The organism is Pseudomonas sp. Marseille-Q0931, from assembly GCF_940789645.1.
In the GTDB taxonomy this organism is placed as follows: domain Bacteria; phylum Pseudomonadota; class Gammaproteobacteria; order Pseudomonadales; family Pseudomonadaceae; genus Aquipseudomonas.
Genome location: NZ_CALNWT010000010.1, coordinates 74,529 through 91,737, shown reverse-complemented (window position 1 = coordinate 91,737; position 17,209 = coordinate 74,529). Strand labels below are relative to the sequence as shown.

General features: G+C 59.6%; 18 protein-coding genes and 1 pseudogene. 13 read left to right on the top strand and 6 right to left on the bottom strand.

Going from position 1 to position 17,209, the window contains the following annotated elements; all coding sequences use genetic code 11:
• The first annotated feature begins 46 nt into the window (after positions 1-46).
• From P3C50_RS16490 to P3C50_RS16465, 6 genes are all read left to right on the top strand, one after another.
• Positions 47-532: a hypothetical protein gene (locus tag P3C50_RS16490; protein ID WP_003464199.1), complete on the top strand. Its 486-nt coding sequence runs from the start codon at positions 47-49 to the stop codon at positions 530-532.
• A gap of 4 nt (positions 533-536) precedes the next feature.
• The gene (locus P3C50_RS16485) at positions 537-1,262 is read left to right on the top strand and encodes a phage antirepressor N-terminal domain-containing protein (RefSeq protein ID WP_003464201.1); all 726 of its coding nucleotides are present in this window, start codon (positions 537-539) and stop codon (positions 1,260-1,262) included.
• Between the two features lie 69 nt (positions 1,263-1,331).
• Entirely contained in the window at positions 1,332-1,661 is a 330-nt protein-coding gene (locus P3C50_RS16480) for a DUF6957 family protein (protein ID WP_226342867.1), read from the top strand.
• A gap of 36 nt (positions 1,662-1,697) precedes the next feature.
• On the top strand, positions 1,698-2,042 hold the full coding sequence (locus tag P3C50_RS16475; protein ID WP_050572642.1) for a hypothetical protein: 345 nt from the start codon (positions 1,698-1,700) through the stop codon (positions 2,040-2,042).
• Positions 2,043-2,269: 227 nt separating this feature from the next.
• On the top strand, positions 2,270-2,518 hold the full coding sequence (locus tag P3C50_RS16470) for a hypothetical protein (RefSeq protein WP_125835803.1): 249 nt from the start codon (positions 2,270-2,272) through the stop codon (positions 2,516-2,518).
• A 404-nt stretch (positions 2,519-2,922) separates the two neighbouring features.
• Positions 2,923-3,714 (top strand): site-specific integrase, encoded by a 792-nt coding sequence (locus P3C50_RS16465; protein WP_230585266.1) that lies wholly within the window; start codon positions 2,923-2,925, stop codon positions 3,712-3,714.
• Between the two features lie 38 nt (positions 3,715-3,752).
• Here the strand turns inward: P3C50_RS16465 and P3C50_RS16460 are convergent, their stop codons facing one another.
• From P3C50_RS16460 to P3C50_RS16445, 4 genes are all read right to left on the bottom strand, one after another.
• The gene (locus P3C50_RS16460; RefSeq protein ID WP_080695116.1) at positions 3,753-4,232 is read right to left on the bottom strand and encodes a very short patch repair endonuclease; all 480 of its coding nucleotides are present in this window, start codon (positions 4,230-4,232) and stop codon (positions 3,753-3,755) included.
• A gap of 319 nt (positions 4,233-4,551) precedes the next feature.
• On the bottom strand, positions 4,552-4,716 hold the full coding sequence (locus P3C50_RS16455; RefSeq protein WP_010563435.1) for a hypothetical protein: 165 nt from the start codon (positions 4,714-4,716) through the stop codon (positions 4,552-4,554).
• Positions 4,716-5,750 (bottom strand): DUF4105 domain-containing protein, encoded by a 1,035-nt coding sequence (locus tag P3C50_RS16450; RefSeq protein ID WP_003464218.1) that lies wholly within the window; start codon positions 5,748-5,750, stop codon positions 4,716-4,718. The genes P3C50_RS16455 and P3C50_RS16450 overlap by 1 nt, the downstream gene beginning before the upstream one ends.
• On the bottom strand, positions 5,747-7,624 hold the full coding sequence (locus P3C50_RS16445) for an esterase/lipase family protein (RefSeq protein ID WP_275546803.1): 1,878 nt from the start codon (positions 7,622-7,624) through the stop codon (positions 5,747-5,749). Before P3C50_RS16445 ends, P3C50_RS16450 begins: the two co-directional genes overlap by 4 nt.
• A gap of 345 nt (positions 7,625-7,969) precedes the next feature.
• Between P3C50_RS16445 and phaR the strand changes: the two genes are divergently transcribed.
• Positions 7,970-8,494 carry a polyhydroxyalkanoate synthesis repressor PhaR gene (phaR, locus tag P3C50_RS16440; protein ID WP_010563433.1) on the top strand — a complete coding sequence of 175 codons (525 nt, stop codon included), beginning with the start codon at positions 7,970-7,972 and terminating at the stop codon, positions 8,492-8,494.
• Positions 8,495-8,528: 34 nt separating this feature from the next.
• On the opposite strand, the gene P3C50_RS16435 is transcribed toward phaR, so the two are convergent.
• On the bottom strand, positions 8,529-9,095 hold the full coding sequence (locus P3C50_RS16435) for a phasin family protein (protein WP_003464225.1): 567 nt from the start codon (positions 9,093-9,095) through the stop codon (positions 8,529-8,531).
• Positions 9,096-9,153: 58 nt separating this feature from the next.
• On the opposite strand from P3C50_RS16435, the gene P3C50_RS16430 reads away from it, so the two are divergent.
• From P3C50_RS16430 to gltS, 6 genes are read left to right on the top strand one after another with little or no spacing between them, the layout of a single operon-like run.
• Positions 9,154-9,303, top strand: coding sequence for a hypothetical protein (locus P3C50_RS16430; protein WP_153336801.1), 150 nt, complete (start codon positions 9,154-9,156; stop codon positions 9,301-9,303).
• A 39-nt stretch (positions 9,304-9,342) separates the two neighbouring features.
• Positions 9,343-11,892, top strand: coding sequence for a DUF3141 domain-containing protein (locus tag P3C50_RS16425; RefSeq protein WP_003464227.1), 2,550 nt, complete (start codon positions 9,343-9,345; stop codon positions 11,890-11,892).
• Positions 11,889-12,821 carry a phosphate acetyltransferase gene (locus tag P3C50_RS16420; protein ID WP_003464230.1) on the top strand — a complete coding sequence of 311 codons (933 nt, stop codon included), beginning with the start codon at positions 11,889-11,891 and terminating at the stop codon, positions 12,819-12,821. Before P3C50_RS16425 ends, P3C50_RS16420 begins: the two co-directional genes overlap by 4 nt.
• Positions 12,818-14,026 (top strand): acetate/propionate family kinase, encoded by a 1,209-nt coding sequence (locus P3C50_RS16415; protein ID WP_003464233.1) that lies wholly within the window; start codon positions 12,818-12,820, stop codon positions 14,024-14,026. The genes P3C50_RS16420 and P3C50_RS16415 overlap by 4 nt, the downstream gene beginning before the upstream one ends.
• Positions 14,023-14,802 carry an enoyl-ACP reductase FabI gene (gene fabI / locus P3C50_RS16410; RefSeq protein WP_010563431.1) on the top strand — a complete coding sequence of 260 codons (780 nt, stop codon included), beginning with the start codon at positions 14,023-14,025 and terminating at the stop codon, positions 14,800-14,802. Before P3C50_RS16415 ends, fabI begins: the two co-directional genes overlap by 4 nt.
• A gap of 15 nt (positions 14,803-14,817) precedes the next feature.
• A complete protein-coding gene (gene gltS, locus P3C50_RS16405; protein ID WP_010563430.1) occupies positions 14,818-16,038 on the top strand; it encodes a sodium/glutamate symporter in 1,221 nt (406 codons plus the stop codon).
• Positions 16,039-16,089: 51 nt separating this feature from the next.
• Here gltS and P3C50_RS16400 read toward each other — a convergent pair.
• Positions 16,090-17,028 (bottom strand): annotated as a pseudogene (locus P3C50_RS16400) (AraC family transcriptional regulator); the annotation flags it as partial.
• Positions 17,029-17,209 lie beyond the last annotated feature (181 nt).

Sequence of the window (17,209 nt, the reverse complement as noted above, 5' to 3'; positions counted from 1 at the left end):
ATATCTGATTTACAGATTATCTGGATAAAGGTTCACGGAGCCATTCATGGATACCCTCACCAAGACACCATCGAGCAATTCGGAAATCCTGTTTTTGATCGACAAGAAAACACAGCAAACCAAGATCGAACTTGGCTCACTGCTCTGCGCGTTCAGCGCACCCACCACCCTGGCTAAAGCTGCAGCTTCGATCTGGGAAAACGAGCTCTTAATTAAAGAGGATCCCGACTCAGGATCACCGCTGTACTACTTACCAATGCAGCTATCTGCTGACTTCATCGATCTGATTCTTGACCAGTTGGATTCAGATAGCAGAACAGATGCCGTGCAATTCCGAGATGCTTGCCGAACCATTGAAGCTAGCGCCAACAAGATTTCCAGGCTGCAACAGACCAAACCCCACGTCTACGAGACATGGCTGAAGTGGATGGACTCTGATGAAGCCACGCAAACAATGCACAAGATCCTCAGCAGACAGCATCAACACCCACCGGCCACTTCCCCCAACCATGCAGCTCCGGGAGGACAGTAATCCGATGCGCGCCACCAAAATCAAAATCCAGGGACTGTCGATTCCAAGTCTGATCAGCAGCGACAATGAGCGTTACTGGCCGATACGCCCCATTTGCGAAGCTATGGGTCTTAACTGGCATGCTCAAGCCGCCAAACTGCAGCCCCCTCGCTACAGCCCGACCGAGCATGACGTTGCCCTGCCTGGGGAACCACTGCTGAAACGAATGCTGTGCCTGCCGCAGTCGGAATTCGAGTTCTGGCTGAAAAGCCTTAGCTCGCGCAAGGTTTCCCCCGGCGCCCGCATGCGACTCGATCAGTTGCGCGCACATTTCTTTGGTGAGCCCACACCGCTGGCAGGGCCGACACCGCCAACTGCAACGGCAGCACCTGCGGTGCTGAAGCGGATTCTGAACTGGCGAGCGCAACAGGCTGAGCCAGGAAACCGCAAAGCCGTGCTCAAAGAGCTCTCCGACCAATTCAGTGCGAAAAACGGTTTTGAAATTGCTGAAGCGCAGGAGCACCAGTTGCGTGGAGCCGTCGCTTCGCTCAGCACGATCATTTATCAGCATGACCGCTCGAAATCGCCAAGCCAGATGCCTGTTTCACAACGGGTCGACGCGATCATCAAATCCATCGTGGATGCCCGCCCTCAGCGCATTCATCTGCTCGACTCGGACTTTGCGGCCCTGTTGTGCAGCATTGAGCTTGAGGAGCACCACCATAGCAGCGCTCAGCACGAACAGCCTTAGACCATGGCCACACTTAGGGAAATGGCGGACTTGCTGTATTCAGCAGGCGAGCCGATGAGCGGCAGTGGCATGAACGACACTGAGGCCATGGCCTATGCACGGCAGCATTTTGTTTATGGCGGCTATTGCTTGGTGCGGAACTGGCGGTGGCTTGATCTGGATGTCACTGAAAGCCAGCGCCTACAACTGGCAAAGACCCGACGACAACCTGCTCTGGTCTATGCACACACGGTTATCTTCGACAGTGAAAGACGGTGGGATGTCGGAGACTTCGTCCGAACGTCGCTTCTGCACCATCACGAGGAGTTCCATTTCAGAACGCTCAATACAGCCTACTTGCTTCTAGGACCAGGCACGCGCATCCAGGTCAGCGCAGACGCCGTTGCGAGCATTTTCTGATCGAGCCAACACATTTACTGATCTGTCGACATAGCCATGTATACACACCCAGTCTTGCAGAAGCTGCTGGAGCAGGTCGAAGACCTTCCTTTCAGCAGACCCGTCACCGGATACCTGACTGATGCCTATATTCGCGGATCAAGCGGCTACGGGATCACTTACCGGCATGTGAGAGCTGATCGTTTCAGTGACGGTGCCTACATTCATACATCAGCCATCGTTCAGGCTGAGCGAGAGGGGCCGTTTTGGGTGCTGCACACGCTAAGTGGCAGCTTCTACGTAATCCTCAGCTTCAACATTTTAAAAGGTGCGCAATCGCTGGATGACTATCTGCATCGAATGCTAACTATGGAGTATCCAGAGCCATGGCAGCTGCACTAGCAGTGCGATGGGATAGCCGATGCGACATGACCTGCGTATCGCAGGAGGCACTGCGACACTCAGTGAGTGTCGCGGAACCCCTATGCGACACACGTGGACTGTCGCACAGATACGCTGCGACACGCTGGCCATGTCGCAACGATACACCGTGTATGTCGCACCATGACTTTGCGACACTCGGGGTCGTGCCGCTAGCGGCAGTTTGAGTGCCCAATACGGCGCTGAAAGTGGCCCAAACCGACACCGAGCTGGCCAGTTATGGCGCTCAGCGTGCCAAAACTGGCACTCCTTTTTTTGGTTATATTATCGCTACAACCCTTGAAAACACTGACTTCGGCGACTTTTTTCATAACCAAATCGCCACTGCGTGGCTAGCATTTTTGAATGCCCCATTTCGACACGCCAGCCACGCACCGCTTCGCGCTACCCCGGCTCGTCCTTTCAGCGCCATGGCGCTGGCTGCTCTTCGATTTTGATGACAAAACGCTTGCGCGCGCTTTTGCTCACGGCGCACGCTGAATTTAGATGAAGCGGGTCGCGTGAGTGAGAGCGCGCAACCCTTACTCGCGCCGCGAGTAAGGGGGCGTTGAGGCAGTTCGGACGTAACGAGAAAAACGGAGCGGCTGCGGAGTGTTTCAGTGGAGTTCGAGCTGACACAACGCCGTTCGCGAAGCGGCTTAGCTTTGTCATCAAAACAACAAGAAGAGAGATGACAGCGATGCAACCTACGACCTTGCAGCGGTACCAAACCCGGGCACAAAACTTTTATCGGTCTCACTGCGGTGAGGACGATCCATCTTCGGCGCAGATCTGCGCAGCTTTGCTTGCCTGTGCACCGGACTATCGACCGAATGCGTTCAGCACCCTCAAGAACACCCTAATGAATGACCAGCTTGCCCGGCGAAACATCGAGGCAGCAAACACCATCAGAGCGCTGGTCAACCCGGTCACGGCACCAGGCAGTCAGATAGTGAAAAAGCCCAAGCCGGGGCAGATTCGGAAAGTCCCCTTCGAAGACTTTAAATTGCTGCACCAGCACCTGCGCGCAGGCGGCAATCTCGACGAAGCCGCATCACTGGTGCTCGCTTATTGCCTCGGTGTACGCCCATGCGAGATGCGCACGATCACTATCTCCGGCAACCACGTGCACATCATTGGAGGCAAGAAATCGGCTGAACTGCACCGTGGCGCTGACCGCACCTTGGTAATCGACAAACCAAGAACGCTGAAGTTGGTGGAATGGGCCGCGCAGTGGATGGCCGGGTGCCCACGCACTAATACCGCCATCAGAGACTGCCTGCGCAAGGAGTGCCGACGCCTCTGGCCCAAGAGGAAAAAGCAGCCAACGCTGAAAAGCTTCCGGCACCAGATGGGATCAATTCTGAAAGCATCCGGAGAAAGCCCAGAAAGCATGGCTTACATCATGGGGCACCAGTCCATCTCGTCGATCAGCGTGTACGGTGATGGCCGACTGGGCGCAGGCATGAAATCACATGTACGCCCCGCAGAGAGCGCCGTCTTGGCGAGCATTCGCCAGCCGCAGAAGCCACCTCGATATGGTCAGGGGCGCATTCTGGGAGCAATCGAATTTCCCGCCGCAACCCGGGGCCATTGGTATACGGAGATGAAGCAACGGCAAGCAGGCAAGATCCTACCTGCTCCGCAGTCGTAGCCACGTGACTGCTGTGAGTGGCCCCTAGTCGCAGGGATCTATAGCTCGCATGAAAAATCTCCAGACATGCTCGGGGCTATTGAATGAGCTATTGCGGCCAAGCACTCTGGGGCCGGGGAAGTATGGCTGTGGCACCTTGTGACCACCACCGTGGATGGGCACCACCCACATTCCCACAGCTGTATCACCCGCCACCCCGATGCCAGTAACACAGCCTTGTTCCTGGTATCTCGGGCGACGTTCTGGTCAAATTTTCTCTGCCAGAAGTCCAACCGGGTCTTGGGGCTAGTAGCGTAGCGACATCCGGGGTGTCTGTGCCAAAAGCAACCGTGAACAAAAATGCAGACACGATAGCGAGAAAGCACCAAATCAGGCTTTCCAGGAAGATCCTTCTGGTGCAGGCGATACCTGAAACCATGCCGATGCAGCAGGCGTCGGACCTTCATTTCTGGTGACGTGTTGCTGCCCCGAATGCCCGCCATCATGCGAGACCTGACTTCCTTACTGACTATGTCCATGACTCAAGGCCAAAAGAATCTTTTCGATAGTACGCCCACAGACCCTACAGGTGAGCTCGACCACGCCATTCAGGTGGTGGACCTCTTCGCGGGGCCGGGTGGCCTGGGTGAGGGATTCACTTCATTCGGGGACGGTAGACGGTTCGACATAGTTGTGGCAACCCAAGCGACATCACCCATTGGTAAAGTCATCAGGCTACTTTATCGAAATTCAAAACTAGCTCACCAATACCCCATCGAGAGCCTCCGCCCCGACTTAAGCTCACGGAACGGGCGCTCTGCTGCAAAAACTAACAAACAACGAGTGCAGGATGGTTCATTACCTCAGCTCAATGTAGATTTTGTAACCAATGGTAGCCAACATCACCACTATCCCTGTGGCCATCACCAGCACACCACTGTCCCGTTCCCGCCGGCTGTAGCCGACCATCAGGAGCAGGAATCCCAGGCCGATCAGGCCAATCATCACTTCAAGTTCTCGCATCAGTCTCTGCCTTCATCATTGTGGCTGGTATCGGTGGGAGAGACCCAGCCGGGCACTCCGCGCCGGATCTGCCTGGAAAAATCGCTCGCATCGTTGGCCATCCGTGCCCGTTCGGTAAAGCGCCCGTGCTGACGCAACGTATCGAGGCTGTAGCCACCCTGCAGGCCACCGACCGACATGACATAGGCCGGCAGGTAGCCTGTCAGCAGCAAACGGTAATCGACCGGCAGTCCGCCAATGATCGTCTGCAGCATGTCGAAAACGATGGTGGTGCAGTTGGCCGTAATGGTGTTGTAGAAACGCGGCTGATCGACCAGGGCGTTGGCCTGCTGCACATAGGAGAGCAGCAACGCACGCATCGCCTCGTCGGGCATAGCAATACGATAGAGATAGCTGTCTTCGCCGCGCACGTTGGTGCGCACGCGCAAGGCATCACGCTCGTCAGTGGCGACGATGCTCAACTCGAACTGCTTGAAGAAACCGCCAATCTCCGAATAGGCCTCGCCTTGCTCCTTGCGCACCTCAACGGTGAACGTCAGAAAACGCCCATCCGTGAAGCCGAAAGAAACCAGAACATGGGCGATGGCCGGCATGCCCCAATAGGAGGTGATCAGGTCGACCGAGGCGAGCTGGTCGAGATCGTAGCGACGTGTTTCCCAGGCAACGTCATAGTCATCATCGCTGCGCCAGTTGAAGTTGCGCACATTGTGCAGGATGAGCTGATTGCCCACGAGCTCGCCCTGGGTCATCTGCGCGACATCACCAGCCCAGATACGCTGGTTTGACGGTTCCAGGCTTGTCCACCAGACCAGCAACGCGGCGAAGACAAGCACCTGACCGACAAGCGCCAGTATGGGACGCCCGCGCCACAGCAGAACCTGCAGAATGCAGCCAAGCAGGCACCAGCCCGCAATCAGCACCCAGGTTGCCAGCCCTCCAGTCTGGTAGAACAGCGCCAGCACGCCCCAGGCCATGATCAGAAAAAACGACAGCGCGAGGACACTGCGCAGGAGAAGACCCAACAGCCCGTTCATGGCGCTCGTACCGTAGCCACCTTGGGGCTGGCCAGGCCGGTGAGGTGTTCATGCAGCACGCGGCGAATTTCGATGATCGCCTGCGGTGTTTCCTGCACGCTGTGCCACGATGGCACGACCAGCTCCGAGTCGGCGCCAGCCAGGTGCGAGCTGGCGTACGGCACCACGCCGTCACTGGACAGCAGGACCTCGAGGTCTGGCGTGTAGTTGCCGATGATCGAGTGATAGTGCACTCGTGGCGAAATGGGCAGGTCGGCTGCGGCCTTGACGAAGGGGTCCTGGTTGCTCAGGTTGTCGATGCTGTTGAGGGGGCGCACCAACGCGACCGGTGCCGCCGCATTGGGGTCAACCAGCACTTGGGCAACCTCCTTGAAACGGTTCAACATCGACACCGGCATCTTCACCAGCCCTGCGGCCCAGCGCGACACGCGATTTTCGGCAAACGGGGTACCCCGGTGTGGCGCCGCAGCGAATACGGCCCGGCTCACCTGAGGCAATGGCTCGAAATACAGGTAGGGCCCGAGCTTCGCCCGGGCTTTTTCCAGGCGCGCGCCTTGCATCCCGTAACTTCCCAGCATGGCATCCCACAACTGGTCACCCGATGAGGACAGCATCAGCCGTGACAACACGCCCCCCATGCTGTGCCCGACCAGCACCATATCGTGGCTGGCCTTGGCCGTGCCTTGCGGATCGAAATTCGCCAAGGTCTGCTCGATGGCCTCGCGGATGGCCTGATTGTTGACGGCCAGCGGCAGGTTGGTCGGGTAGTAGACCTGCCAGATCTGGTAATTGCGGCGCAGTTCCTCGTCGCCCAGCACTTCATTGGCCACGTTGATCCAGGCCTCCGGGCTGCTGGCCAGGCCATGCAGCATGACCACGATGCGCCGGTCGGGATCGAACGGCTGCAGCAGGTAGACATGGGGGCGTTCCAACACTTCGCCGCGTCCGACCAGAGTCAGCAGGGACTGCCGGGCAAACCCGGAACGCGCCAGCCACAGGCCATAGCCCGACGTGAAGTTGGCCGCCAGGGGCGCCTGCACACCTGCCATGTCCACCGAATCCTGCCGGTAGGGGTCATAACCGATCACTTCCACCTGATAGGTGGACAACACCTGCTCCAGGGACTCCCCGGGAAAGCGCGCCACGGCAGTAATCGCCGGGAAGGGGGTTTCGCTCCAGGGTATTTCATCGCTCCCCTTGCTCACCACGCGCTTGGCCGTCACCGCTACCAACTCGGCACCCAGTCCATCCCGACGGTACTGGTTGCGCAACCCGCCAAAGGACAGGGACGCAGCCGGAATCAGCTCCTTCGGCAACAGGCGGTCATCGGCCAGCCTCACATCGGTCATGCGCCCGCCGATCGTCCAGCGCCCGGTCTTGAGGCGGAAATTACCCTGAGTGTCCTCGGGTGATGGTGGCCGTCCACGGTAGCGATCGAAGACCTCGACGAGCGCCTGCTGCACCGAAAAGTTGTAGTAGTCGCGCACCTGCGTCTGCCGGTCTTCCAGGGCGCGCTGGCTCGGTGTGCGGGTGGTCAGGAAGAGGTAGGCGTAGGCATACCGGGCACTCTCCAGGTAGGCATCGGTGCGGGCCTCCGCCGCCATCACCTTGCCGCCGTCCTGGGCTTCCTTCAGCCACAGCTCGGCCAGCGTGGAAAGCCGCTGTTCGTCACGCAACCCCGTTGTGCTGTCCAGCGCCTCGCGGCAGGCCGGCAGGTCAGCAAGGCAGCGCTTCTCATCACTGCCCACGACCTGCAGGGCAGCAACCGCCGAAGCACTGAGGTTGCCGGTGGTCAACACATCACCGCGGCGCTGGGCCAGGTAATCATTGTTGCTGACCGCCGTGACCTTGACCCCTGCACACCCGGCCAGCACTAGAACCAGCAGGACTGACGGAAAGCAACGCAGTGAACGACTCACAGTGAACGAAGTGGTGGTATAAGTTGAAGAGCTCACAATCGGTAGATACCCATTACGTCGGAGATGGCGCGGATCATCACGATCCGCATATGGTTCAGACGCCATCTCGACTGATACAGCGCGAAGTGATTCTGCTGGCGGTAGATGCCAGCCCCAAGTAAGTATCTGCGAATATCTTACGGCCTTATATCCGAAAAACTAAAACAACCAATTATCCCCGCATTAACAATATATCTACACCGGGAGAGGCCTGAGATAATACCTGCCACAGACACTCCGACTCATAATGAGACGCTACACATGTCCGATGACGGCCACAGAGCCCCACGCCTGATCAAGAAATACGCCAACCGCCGTTTGTACGACACCCATACCAGCACCCACGTCACCCTCCCCGACATCCGCCAGTTGGTCATCGACGAAGTACCGTTCCAGGTGGTCGACGCCAAGACTGGCGAGGATCTGACTCGCAGCATCCTGCTGCAGATCATTCAGGAAGCGGAAAGCGACGGCGAGCCGCTCTTCTCCAGCGATATGCTCAAGGGCATCATCCGTTTCTATGGCCCATTCCAGGGCATGCTCGGCAACTATCTGGAAAAGAGCATCCAGACTGTGATCGAAATCCAGACCCAGACCGGGGTGCAATCCTCACAGGCCTGGAGCGACTTTATGCACAAGCAGGTGCCCGTCATGCAGGAGATGATGAGCCAGTACGTAGAACAGTCGAAGAAGCTCTACTTGGGCACCCAGAACCTATTCGGTATGTTCGGCGGCATCCCACCCGGCAATTTCAGGCAGACGAAAAAAGACGGTGATGAGCAATGAAACTCATCACCGTCCGTGACACGGCCGCCCTGCCTTACTTGCGCCCGCCCGCAGCCTTGCCGGCTTCACGAGTGGCCTGACCGGCCGCGGAAGCGGCGGCAGCGATGCCGTTCTCAGCGATCTCGGCTGCCTGCTTGGCGGCTTTCTGCGCGCTTTCATAGACACTGCCGGCGCTTTCCAGTGCCGACTTGAGCACGGCTACCGCCGGTTCCGCACCCGCCGGGGCGTTTTTGGCGATAACGTCCACCAGTTCCCGCACCTGCTTGGTGCCCGCCTCGACCTGGCGCTCGGCAAGCTTGGCGATATCCGCCTGCGTGCTGGAGACCAGATCGTACACCTCGCGATTGAACTCCAGCAGGCGCTCCGCCTGGGCTGCCGGCTGAGCGAAGGACGCCTGCAACTCGGCGAAGGCCTGCGGGTCACGCACTGACAGCAGCTTGCGCAAGCTGTCGAACTGCTCGCCACTGGAAGCGCGTAGCGCCTTGAATTGCAACTGACTGAGCTGCTCGACGCTCTCGAATACCTTGCCACTGATCTGCTGCAGCAGGTCAAGGTTGGCTTTCTGTGCGCTTTGCAGTTTTTCCGAATCAAAAAAAGACATGGTCGGATCTCCTGGCAATGGGGAAGGCCACCTACGGCCTGACACGCGAAAGCCATCCATGATGGAGCTGCCGCGCCAGCATAATATTGCACCGCACAAAAAAGATCGCAAGAGCTTTTTTGCACTGCAAAAAAATTTTGCCCAAGCCGCAGCGATTCGCTATAAACCTAGCCTTAACGCCATGCAGCCTCTCCAAGGGGAGGATTGAGCGCAGGCCTTTAGCACGCCACCGAGATAGGAAATGCTCATGAGCCAGGAAAGTTTTTTTGCGAAGCGAGAAGACAGCTTTTCCTCATTCCATAATCTGTTCGAACACCTCAGCCGTCTGCAGCAGTTGCACGGCAAGCTTATGCTCGATGCCTTCGGCCAACGCCATGCGGCCCTGCTCGCGCCCCTCAACGAAGGTCGCCTGCGTGCCCCCAGCCCGGGAGACTGCTGGGAATACCTGGTCGACTGCGGGCAACGCGGCCTGCTGTTCTGGGATGCACTGCGCCAGCGTGGCGACAATACCCTGGCCCACGAGCGCGCCGGCTATCCCCTGCTGCTCAAGTTTCCCTACGAGGTGCTGATCGACGGCCACGACCTGCCTCATCCGGTCAACTATTCCCTGCTGCGCATCCTTCCAACGGCTGACCAGCCAAGCGATGCCACTCGTCAGCCGGTCATCGTCATCGATCCGCGCGGCGGTCATGGCGCCGGCATCGGCGGCTTCAAGCAAGACTCCGAAATTGGCGAAAGCCTGCGCGCCGGGCATCCGACCTATTTCATCGCCTTCAGCCATGCCCCCGCGCCCGGCCAGACCCTGCTCGACATCGCCGAGGCCGAAGCCCGCTATATCGAAACGGTCAGCGCGCGCCATCCCGAGGCCGGCAAGCCGGTGGTGATCGGCAACTGCCAGGCCGGCTGGGCGCTGATGGGCCTGGCGGCGGCACGTCCGGAACTGCCGGGCCTGGTGATCGTCAACGGTGCGCCGCTGTCCTACTGGGCCGGCGTCAACGGGCGCAACCCGATGCGCTATGCCGGCGGCCTGCTCGGCGGCGCCTGGATGACCCGCCTGGGCAGCGACCTGGGCAACGGCCGCTTCGACGGCACCTGGCTGGTCAGCAACTTCGAGAGCCTGAACCCGGCCAACACCTACTGGAGCAAGTACTACAACCTGTTCCGCGACGTCGACGCCGAAACCCCGCGCTTTCTCGATTTCGAACGCTGGTGGGGCAGCCCGACCCTGCTCAACAGCGAGGAGATCGAGGTGATCGTCGACGACCTGTTCATCGGCAACCGCCTGGCCGGCGGTTCCGGTCGCACGAGCGGCATCGATCTGAAACGCATCGAGGCGCCCGTGGTGGTGTTCTGCTCGTACGGCGACAACATCACTCCGCCGCAGCAGGCACTGAACTGGATAGCCGACGTCTACCCCAGCGACCTGGCACTGCGCAGCGCCGGACGCACCATCGTCTACCTGCAGCATGCCAGCATCGGCCACCTGGGCATCTTCGTCTCCGGCAAGGTCGCCCGGCGCGAACACCGGCAGCTGCTCGGCGCCATCGATGCCATCGCCCTGCTGTCGCCTGGCCTGTACGAGTTGATGATCGACGATCTACCGGCATCCCCCAGTGGTGACCAGGCGTATCAGGTACATTTCGAGTCCCGGCGTATCGCCGATATTCTCGCCCACGATGAAGATGGCCGAAGCGACGAGCGTGAATTCGCCCTGGTCGACCGCGTCTCCGGACTCAACAGCACGCTTTACGACTGGTTCGTGCGGCCCTGGATGCGCAGGGCGATCAACGAACCACTCGCCGAATCCCTGCGCAAGAGCCACCCATTTCACCAGCAGCAGATCGTCTGGAGCAGCCTCAATCCAGCCCTCTGGTGGCTGGCGGGAAGCGCGGCCCTGACCCGCACCAATCGCCGCCCGGCATCCCCCAACAACCCCCTGCTTGCCTGGCAAGAGGTATTCTCCAGCGTCATCGAGGCCCAGCTCGATGGTTATCGCGACATCCGCGATGCATCCCAGGAGTTGCTCTTCCACAGCTTCTACGGCGGGCTGAGCACCCTGACCGGAGGGCAAGCACCGCGCTCGCAACAGAGCCACATAGAACAACGGGACAAGGCTCTGATCGAGCATCTGCACGACTCGCTTCTCCAGGGTGGGGAGCGGGAAGCGCTCATTCGCATTTTCTGCCTGCTCGCACGTGCCAGCGGCAGGTTCGGCAAAGAACGCATCGAAGAGCTCGCCCAGCGCGCTCGCACGCTCTCGCAACAGCTCGGCATCGACCCTCTCGCCGTACGTGACAGCGTCCGCCTGCAGGATCTACTGGTCTTCGCCCACCCCGAGGAAAGCCTGAACACCTTGCCCCTTTTGCTAGCCAAGGCCAGCCAGCGTGAAGTCGTCCTGACAGCCGCCACGCACCTCGTGCCTGAGTTGCTGTACGCCGAGGGTGCCGTGGGTGATCTTTGGCGTCGGTTGCATGATCTGCTCGAACACCCATTGCCGGATTTCGCCCAACCATCCGTGCCACTCATCACGGTGGACAGCCCGCCAGAGCAAATCCAGGCAAGCCTGCGCCTCCCCGAGGCGGACGCCCCTACGTCCAAGGCCGCCACGCGACCAAGGAAGAAAAATGCCGCCCGGCCTGCCAAGGCGCAGGCACAGACTGATGCCAGCCCGCCCCCGGCAGCGACCCGGAGCAGGAGCCCAGTGGCCGCGCCGGAAAAACCAGCACGCATCAAGGCAACCCGCTCCGCGCCCGCACCTGGCCTCGCGAGCCCGGACAAGGGAGGCAACGCCGAATGAGCTTGGATCACTACCAGGCGCTGCTGAACCGCTGCGCCGAGATTGGCCCGCTGCCCACCATCGTCGTGCATCCTTGCGAGGCGAACGCGCTACGCGGGGCGCTGGAGGCCACCCAGGCCGGGCTGATCACACCGATTCTGGTTGGCCCGCGCCAGAAGATTGCGGCAACCGCCAGCGAAGCCGGTCTGGATATCGACGGGCTGACCGTGGAGGACGTGCCACACAGCCACGCCGCCGCCGAGCGTGGTGTCGCCCTGATCCGCCAAGGCCGTGGCGAGTTGCTGATGAAAGGCAGCCTGCACAGCGATGAACTGCTGCATGCCGTGGCCGACCGCGAAAACGGTCTGCGCACGGAACGGCGCCTCAGCCATGTGTTCGCCATGAGCGTGCCCAGCTACCACAAGCCGCTGTTCGTCACCGACGCGGCGGTCAACATCTTCCCCGGCCTGGAAGACAAGGCCGACATCTGCCGCAATGTGATCCAGATGCTGCACGCTCTCGGCATCGAACAGCCCAAGGTGGCGCTGCTGTCGGCGGTGGAAACCGTCACCGCCAAGCTGCCTTCAACCCTGGAGGCCGCCGCACTGGTGGTCATGTCCCGGCGCGGACAGATCGACGGCGCGCTGCTCGACGGGCCACTGGCCTTCGACAATGCGATCAACGCCGAAGCCGCGCGGGTCAAGGGTATCCACTCAGAAGTCGCCGGCGACCCGGACATCCTGCTGGTACCGGACATGGAAGCGGGCAACATCCTCGCCAAGCAGCTGATCTATCTAGCCGGAGCCGAAGCTGCTGGCATCGTCCTTGGCGCCCGAGTACCTATTGTTTTCACCAGCCGCGCTGACAGTCCAAGAGCGCGCATCGCCAGTTGTGGGCTGGCCGTGCTACTTGCCGAAGCACGGCGCGCTCGCCTGGGGATACCTGTATGAGCCCTGTTCAGGACGAACTCATCGTCACCGTCAACGCAGGCTCTTCGAGCATTAAGACCGGCCTATTCTCCGGTCGCCGGGGCGAAGATCAACCTCGCTTGCTGGCGCGCGGAAAGCTGGACGGGATTGGCGTGGCGCCACGTCTACAGGTCGTCATGGCCGACGGAACGATAATGCAGGACACGAGTTTCGAGCCGGAACAGATTGCCAATATGCAGGCGGCCTTCCAGCAGATTTATCGTGTCCTTGAAGAAGGCCTACAGGATCGCCCACCGGTGCTGATCGGCCATCGTGTGGTGCACGGGGGCATGGATTTCAGCGCACCGGTGCGCGTGGATCACACTACACTGGCACGTCTGAAGACGCTGGAGCCTCTGGCACCACTGCATCAACCGCACAACCTCGCGGCAATCCATGCCGCGCTCGAGCACGACCCTCAACTGCCCCAGATCGCCTGCTTCGACACGGCTTTCCATGCTGGACGCAATGAAATCAGTCAACTCTTCGGCTTGCCCTACGCGCTATACGAACAGGGCGTACGCCGTTACGGCTTTCATGGCCTGTCCTTCGAATACGTCAGCCAGCGCCTAATCGACAAAACACCGGAGCTCGCTACTGGCAAGCTGGTCATCGCTCACCTAGGCAATGGTTCCAGCCTTTGCGCTATCGAAGCTGGCCGCAGCATCGAAATGACAACAGGTTTTAGTGCTCTCGACGGCTTACCCATGGGAAGCCGCTGCGGCGCCGTGGATCCAGGCGTATTGCTGTACCTGCTGGGGCAAGGCATATCTGTTGATGAGCTGGAAAAACTGCTGTACAGACAATCCGGCCTGCTCGGCATATCCGGGGTCAGCAGCGACATGCGCAAGCTACGCGCCAGCAACGAGCCGCGCGCGGCCCTGGCCATCGACTACTACGCCTACCGTATCGCCCAGGAAGTCGGTCGGCTTGCCACATGCCTGGGCGGACTGGACGCACTGGTATTCACGGCCGGTATCGGCGAGAAGGATGCTGAGCTGCGTGCCCAGGTACTACAGCATCTCGCGCCGCTCTTCGGGCTGCAGCTAGACGACACGGCGAACCGACGCAACGCCGAGCTTATATCCGGTACATCCAGCACCCGATCAGTATGGGTCATCCCCACCGACGAAGAGAGCATCATCGCGCGCCATAGCTGGCACCTGTATCAGGAGCAACACCCATGAGCATCAAAGAAAGTCTGTCCCTGGCTGGCAAGCGCGGCCTGGTGGTAGGCATCGCAAACACCCATTCGATCGCCTGGGGCTGTGCCCAAGCGCTACATGAAATGGGCGCGGAACTGGCCATCACCTGGCTGAATGAGAAAGCCAGGGCGCATGTCGAGCCCCTGGCGCAACAGGTGCAAGCCAGCGTGCGGATGCCGCTGGACGTCACCCGGCCCGGCGAGCTAGAGGCTCTATTCGAGCACATTACAGAGCAATGGGGATCACTGGACTTCGTCGTACACTGCCTGGCCAGCGCACCCAAAGAGGAAATCCGCGGCCGCCTGCTGGACAGTTCCAGCAGCGGCTTTCAGCAGGCCATGGACATTTCCTGCCACTCCTTCATCCGCATGGCGCACCTGGCCGAGCCGTTGATGCCCCAGGGCGGCAGTCTGGTAACCATGAGTTACTTGGGAGCCCAGGAAACGATCGAAGGATACGCACTGATGGGCCCAGTCAAAGCCGCCCTGGAATCAAGTGTGCGCTACCTGGCCACCGAGCTGGGGCCACACAACATCCGCGTGCATGCCATTTCCCCCGGCCCCATGCCGACTCGAGCAGCATCCGGGCTGAAAGACTTTGATCACCTGCTGCAAACCTCTACCCATCGCGCGCCCCTGCGCCGCCTAGTCAGCTTGGAAGAAGTCGGCGGTCTGTGCGCATGGCTGGTCAGTAATGCCAGTCAGGGCCAAACTGGCGGCGTCCACTTCGTCGATGGCGGCCTGAACATCCTCGGCTAACCGCAAGGACTCTTCATGCAGGACAATACCTTTCTCGTTGAGGGGCTGGTCAGTTTTACTCTGGCGATCATGCTGCTGTTCGCGGGCAAGAGGCTCGCACAGCGTTACGAACCACTAGGCCGCTACAGCATTCCAGAACCAGTGCTCGGTGGCTTCCTTTGTGCCGCTGTTACCGCCGTTCTGTTCTACATACTGGATATCGAAGTGGTCTTCGACCTGGAGGTACGCGATGTACTGCTGCTCTACTTCTTCGCAGGCATCGGGTTGAAGTCGGATATCCGCAACCTGGTCAAGGGTGGCCGCCCGCTGCTAATTCTGCTGGTACTCGCCAGCGTGTTCATCGTCTTGCAGAACCTGCTGAGTATGGGCGTGGCCAGCGGTTTCGGCCTGGATCCCAGAGCCGGCCTGATGCTCGGCTCGATCTCGCTCACCGGCGGCGTCGGTACCACCCTGGCCTGGGCACCGCTGTTCACCGAGCAATTGGGCATCGAAAATGCCATGGAGCTAGGTATTGCCAGTAACACAGTGGGGTTGATCGCAGCGTGCTGTATCGGCGGGCCGATCGCTAACTACCTGATACGCCGCCACGCCTTAACCCCCTCTCGCGATTCAGACCTGGAAGTTGGAGTACCAGCAACCTCGGCAGACATCTCCGCCCCCATCAGCCATTACGACATCCTGTGGGCCTGGATGTGGTTGAACATGACGCTGATGTTGGGCCACGGCTTCAACTTGCTGCTGCTCAACAGCGGAATCACCCTCCCCTCGTTTGTCAGTTGCCTGTTGGCCGGGATCGTCATTCGTAACCTGTTGCAAGCAGCCATCGGCGGTCAACGCATCAAGCACTGGAGCGGAGCCGGCCAAGGGTTGGCGCTGATATCCGATATCTGCCTGGGTATGTTTCTAGTCATGGCGCTGATGGGACTGCAGTTGTGGCAGTTAGGCGGTGTTCTGGTCTTCGTCGTCACAGCCCTGACATTGCAGATAACATTGACGATCCTCTATACCGTATTGCTGGTTTTCCGTTGTATGGGCCGCAACTACGAAGCCAGCGTGATAGCCGCCGGCTTCGGCGGCATCGCCCTGGGTTCAACTGCAACGGCCATCGTCAACATGACGGCAGTTACTCAGCGCTACGGAGCCGCGCACCAGGCGTTCATTATCGTTCCGCTGGTCTGCGGCTTCTTCATCGATATCGTCAATGCACTGATCATCAGCCTGATGAGCGGCATCTGAGACATCCTCATGGGGCGTACTCTGCTCGCCTTCGTCCAGCCGGTATCGACCCGGAGACCTCCCGAACCAGCGCAGGCAGGCCTTGTGGAAACTGCTCTGATCGTGGAACCCCAGGTACTCGGCCACCTGGGTCAGACTGTATGAGCTGCGGCACAGGTAATAATCGGCCGACTGCCGGCGAACATCACCGAGAATGTCCTTGAACTTCAGCCCTTCCTTTTCCAGGCCTCGCTGCAGGGTACGCTTGCTCATGCAAAGAGCCAGTCCGATCGACTCCATGTCGCATCCTTCCTGACCCAGGCGCTCGATTATCAGGCCACGCACGCGCCCCCCCAAGGAGACACCACCCAACTGCCCCAGACGAAACTCGGCGAAGCGCTTATGTAACAACGCAAGCGCCTCATTGGCCGTGCTCAACGGGCGCAACAATTCTTGCTGGTCGAACAGGACACTAGTGTGCTGGGCACCGAAACGTAACGAACACCCGAATAACTGCTGATATTCAGGGAGATTACCCGGCTCGTCATGGACAAAATCGAATTGCAGCGGTTGCGGCAGCCCTCCCCCCATCAGCCAACGGCAAAAACCCAACAGGGCTGCGGCACCGGCATCCTCAAACGCTCGATTTCTGGGACAGCCCTCTTCAGGATGCTCCAAACATGTCAAACGCAGACGCCCGCCTTGCTCAGGAGACAGTGCGAGAGTGACACCATTGCCAAGTAGCAAGTGAAAACGCACAAAATGCTCCAGAGCCTGTTTCAGGTTGGCACTGGACATCATCACGTAGCCCACCAACTGGAAACTGCCAGGTTTGAAATGCACGGCAGCCTTGAGGCCGAGATTCGGATTGTCCGAATCCAACTCGGCCAGCGCCATCAGTCGATAGGCGCTAGCGCGCGTGAAGAACGCATCCTCCTGTGCCAGCAAACACATATCGATTCCTGCCTCACGACACAAACGCACCGCATCCAGTCCCTCCGCCTGCAGCATAGCCACCAGCATCCCGACGTAACTGGAACTGATCCTGTACATAGCATCCCTCTGCGCCCGTTCCCAGCCGAAAGGCAAACGATTGATCGCCGTGAAATACGCATATTAGAGGCCCGCAAGGCATTCTTCCTGATCCAGATCAAGACCAGGCCGAACCACTGTCAAAACGCGACAGAATTGG

What these genes read in the sequence shown, in the direction of transcription:
- P3C50_RS16420 (WP_003464230.1), top strand. Translation starts at nt 11,889, where the DNA reads ATGAGCTTGGATCACTACCAGGCGCTGCTGAACCGCTGCGCCGAGATT.
- P3C50_RS16455 (WP_010563435.1), bottom strand. Translation starts at nt 4,716, where the DNA reads ATGCGAGAACTTGAAGTGATGATTGGCCTGATCGGCCTGGGATTCCTG.
- P3C50_RS16425 (WP_003464227.1), top strand. Translation starts at nt 9,343, where the DNA reads ATGAGCCAGGAAAGTTTTTTTGCGAAGCGAGAAGACAGCTTTTCCTCA.
- P3C50_RS16480 (WP_226342867.1), top strand. Translation starts at nt 1,332, where the DNA reads ATGAACGACACTGAGGCCATGGCCTATGCACGGCAGCATTTTGTTTAT.
- P3C50_RS16450 (WP_003464218.1), bottom strand. Translation starts at nt 5,750, where the DNA reads ATGAACGGGCTGTTGGGTCTTCTCCTGCGCAGTGTCCTCGCGCTGTCG.
- P3C50_RS16415 (WP_003464233.1), top strand. Translation starts at nt 12,818, where the DNA reads ATGAGCCCTGTTCAGGACGAACTCATCGTCACCGTCAACGCAGGCTCT.
- P3C50_RS16435 (WP_003464225.1), bottom strand. Translation starts at nt 9,095, where the DNA reads ATGTCTTTTTTTGATTCGGAAAAACTGCAAAGCGCACAGAAAGCCAAC.
- P3C50_RS16475 (WP_050572642.1), top strand. Translation starts at nt 1,698, where the DNA reads ATGTATACACACCCAGTCTTGCAGAAGCTGCTGGAGCAGGTCGAAGAC.
- P3C50_RS16460 (WP_080695116.1), bottom strand. Translation starts at nt 4,232, where the DNA reads ATGGACATAGTCAGTAAGGAAGTCAGGTCTCGCATGATGGCGGGCATT.
- P3C50_RS16485 (WP_003464201.1), top strand. Translation starts at nt 537, where the DNA reads ATGCGCGCCACCAAAATCAAAATCCAGGGACTGTCGATTCCAAGTCTG.
- gltS (WP_010563430.1), top strand. Translation starts at nt 14,818, where the DNA reads ATGCAGGACAATACCTTTCTCGTTGAGGGGCTGGTCAGTTTTACTCTG.
- P3C50_RS16430 (WP_153336801.1), top strand. Translation starts at nt 9,154, where the DNA reads ATGATGGAGCTGCCGCGCCAGCATAATATTGCACCGCACAAAAAAGAT.
- phaR (WP_010563433.1), top strand. Translation starts at nt 7,970, where the DNA reads ATGTCCGATGACGGCCACAGAGCCCCACGCCTGATCAAGAAATACGCC.
- P3C50_RS16490 (WP_003464199.1), top strand. Translation starts at nt 47, where the DNA reads ATGGATACCCTCACCAAGACACCATCGAGCAATTCGGAAATCCTGTTT.
- P3C50_RS16465 (WP_230585266.1), top strand. Translation starts at nt 2,923, where the DNA reads ATGAATGACCAGCTTGCCCGGCGAAACATCGAGGCAGCAAACACCATC.
- fabI (WP_010563431.1), top strand. Translation starts at nt 14,023, where the DNA reads ATGAGCATCAAAGAAAGTCTGTCCCTGGCTGGCAAGCGCGGCCTGGTG.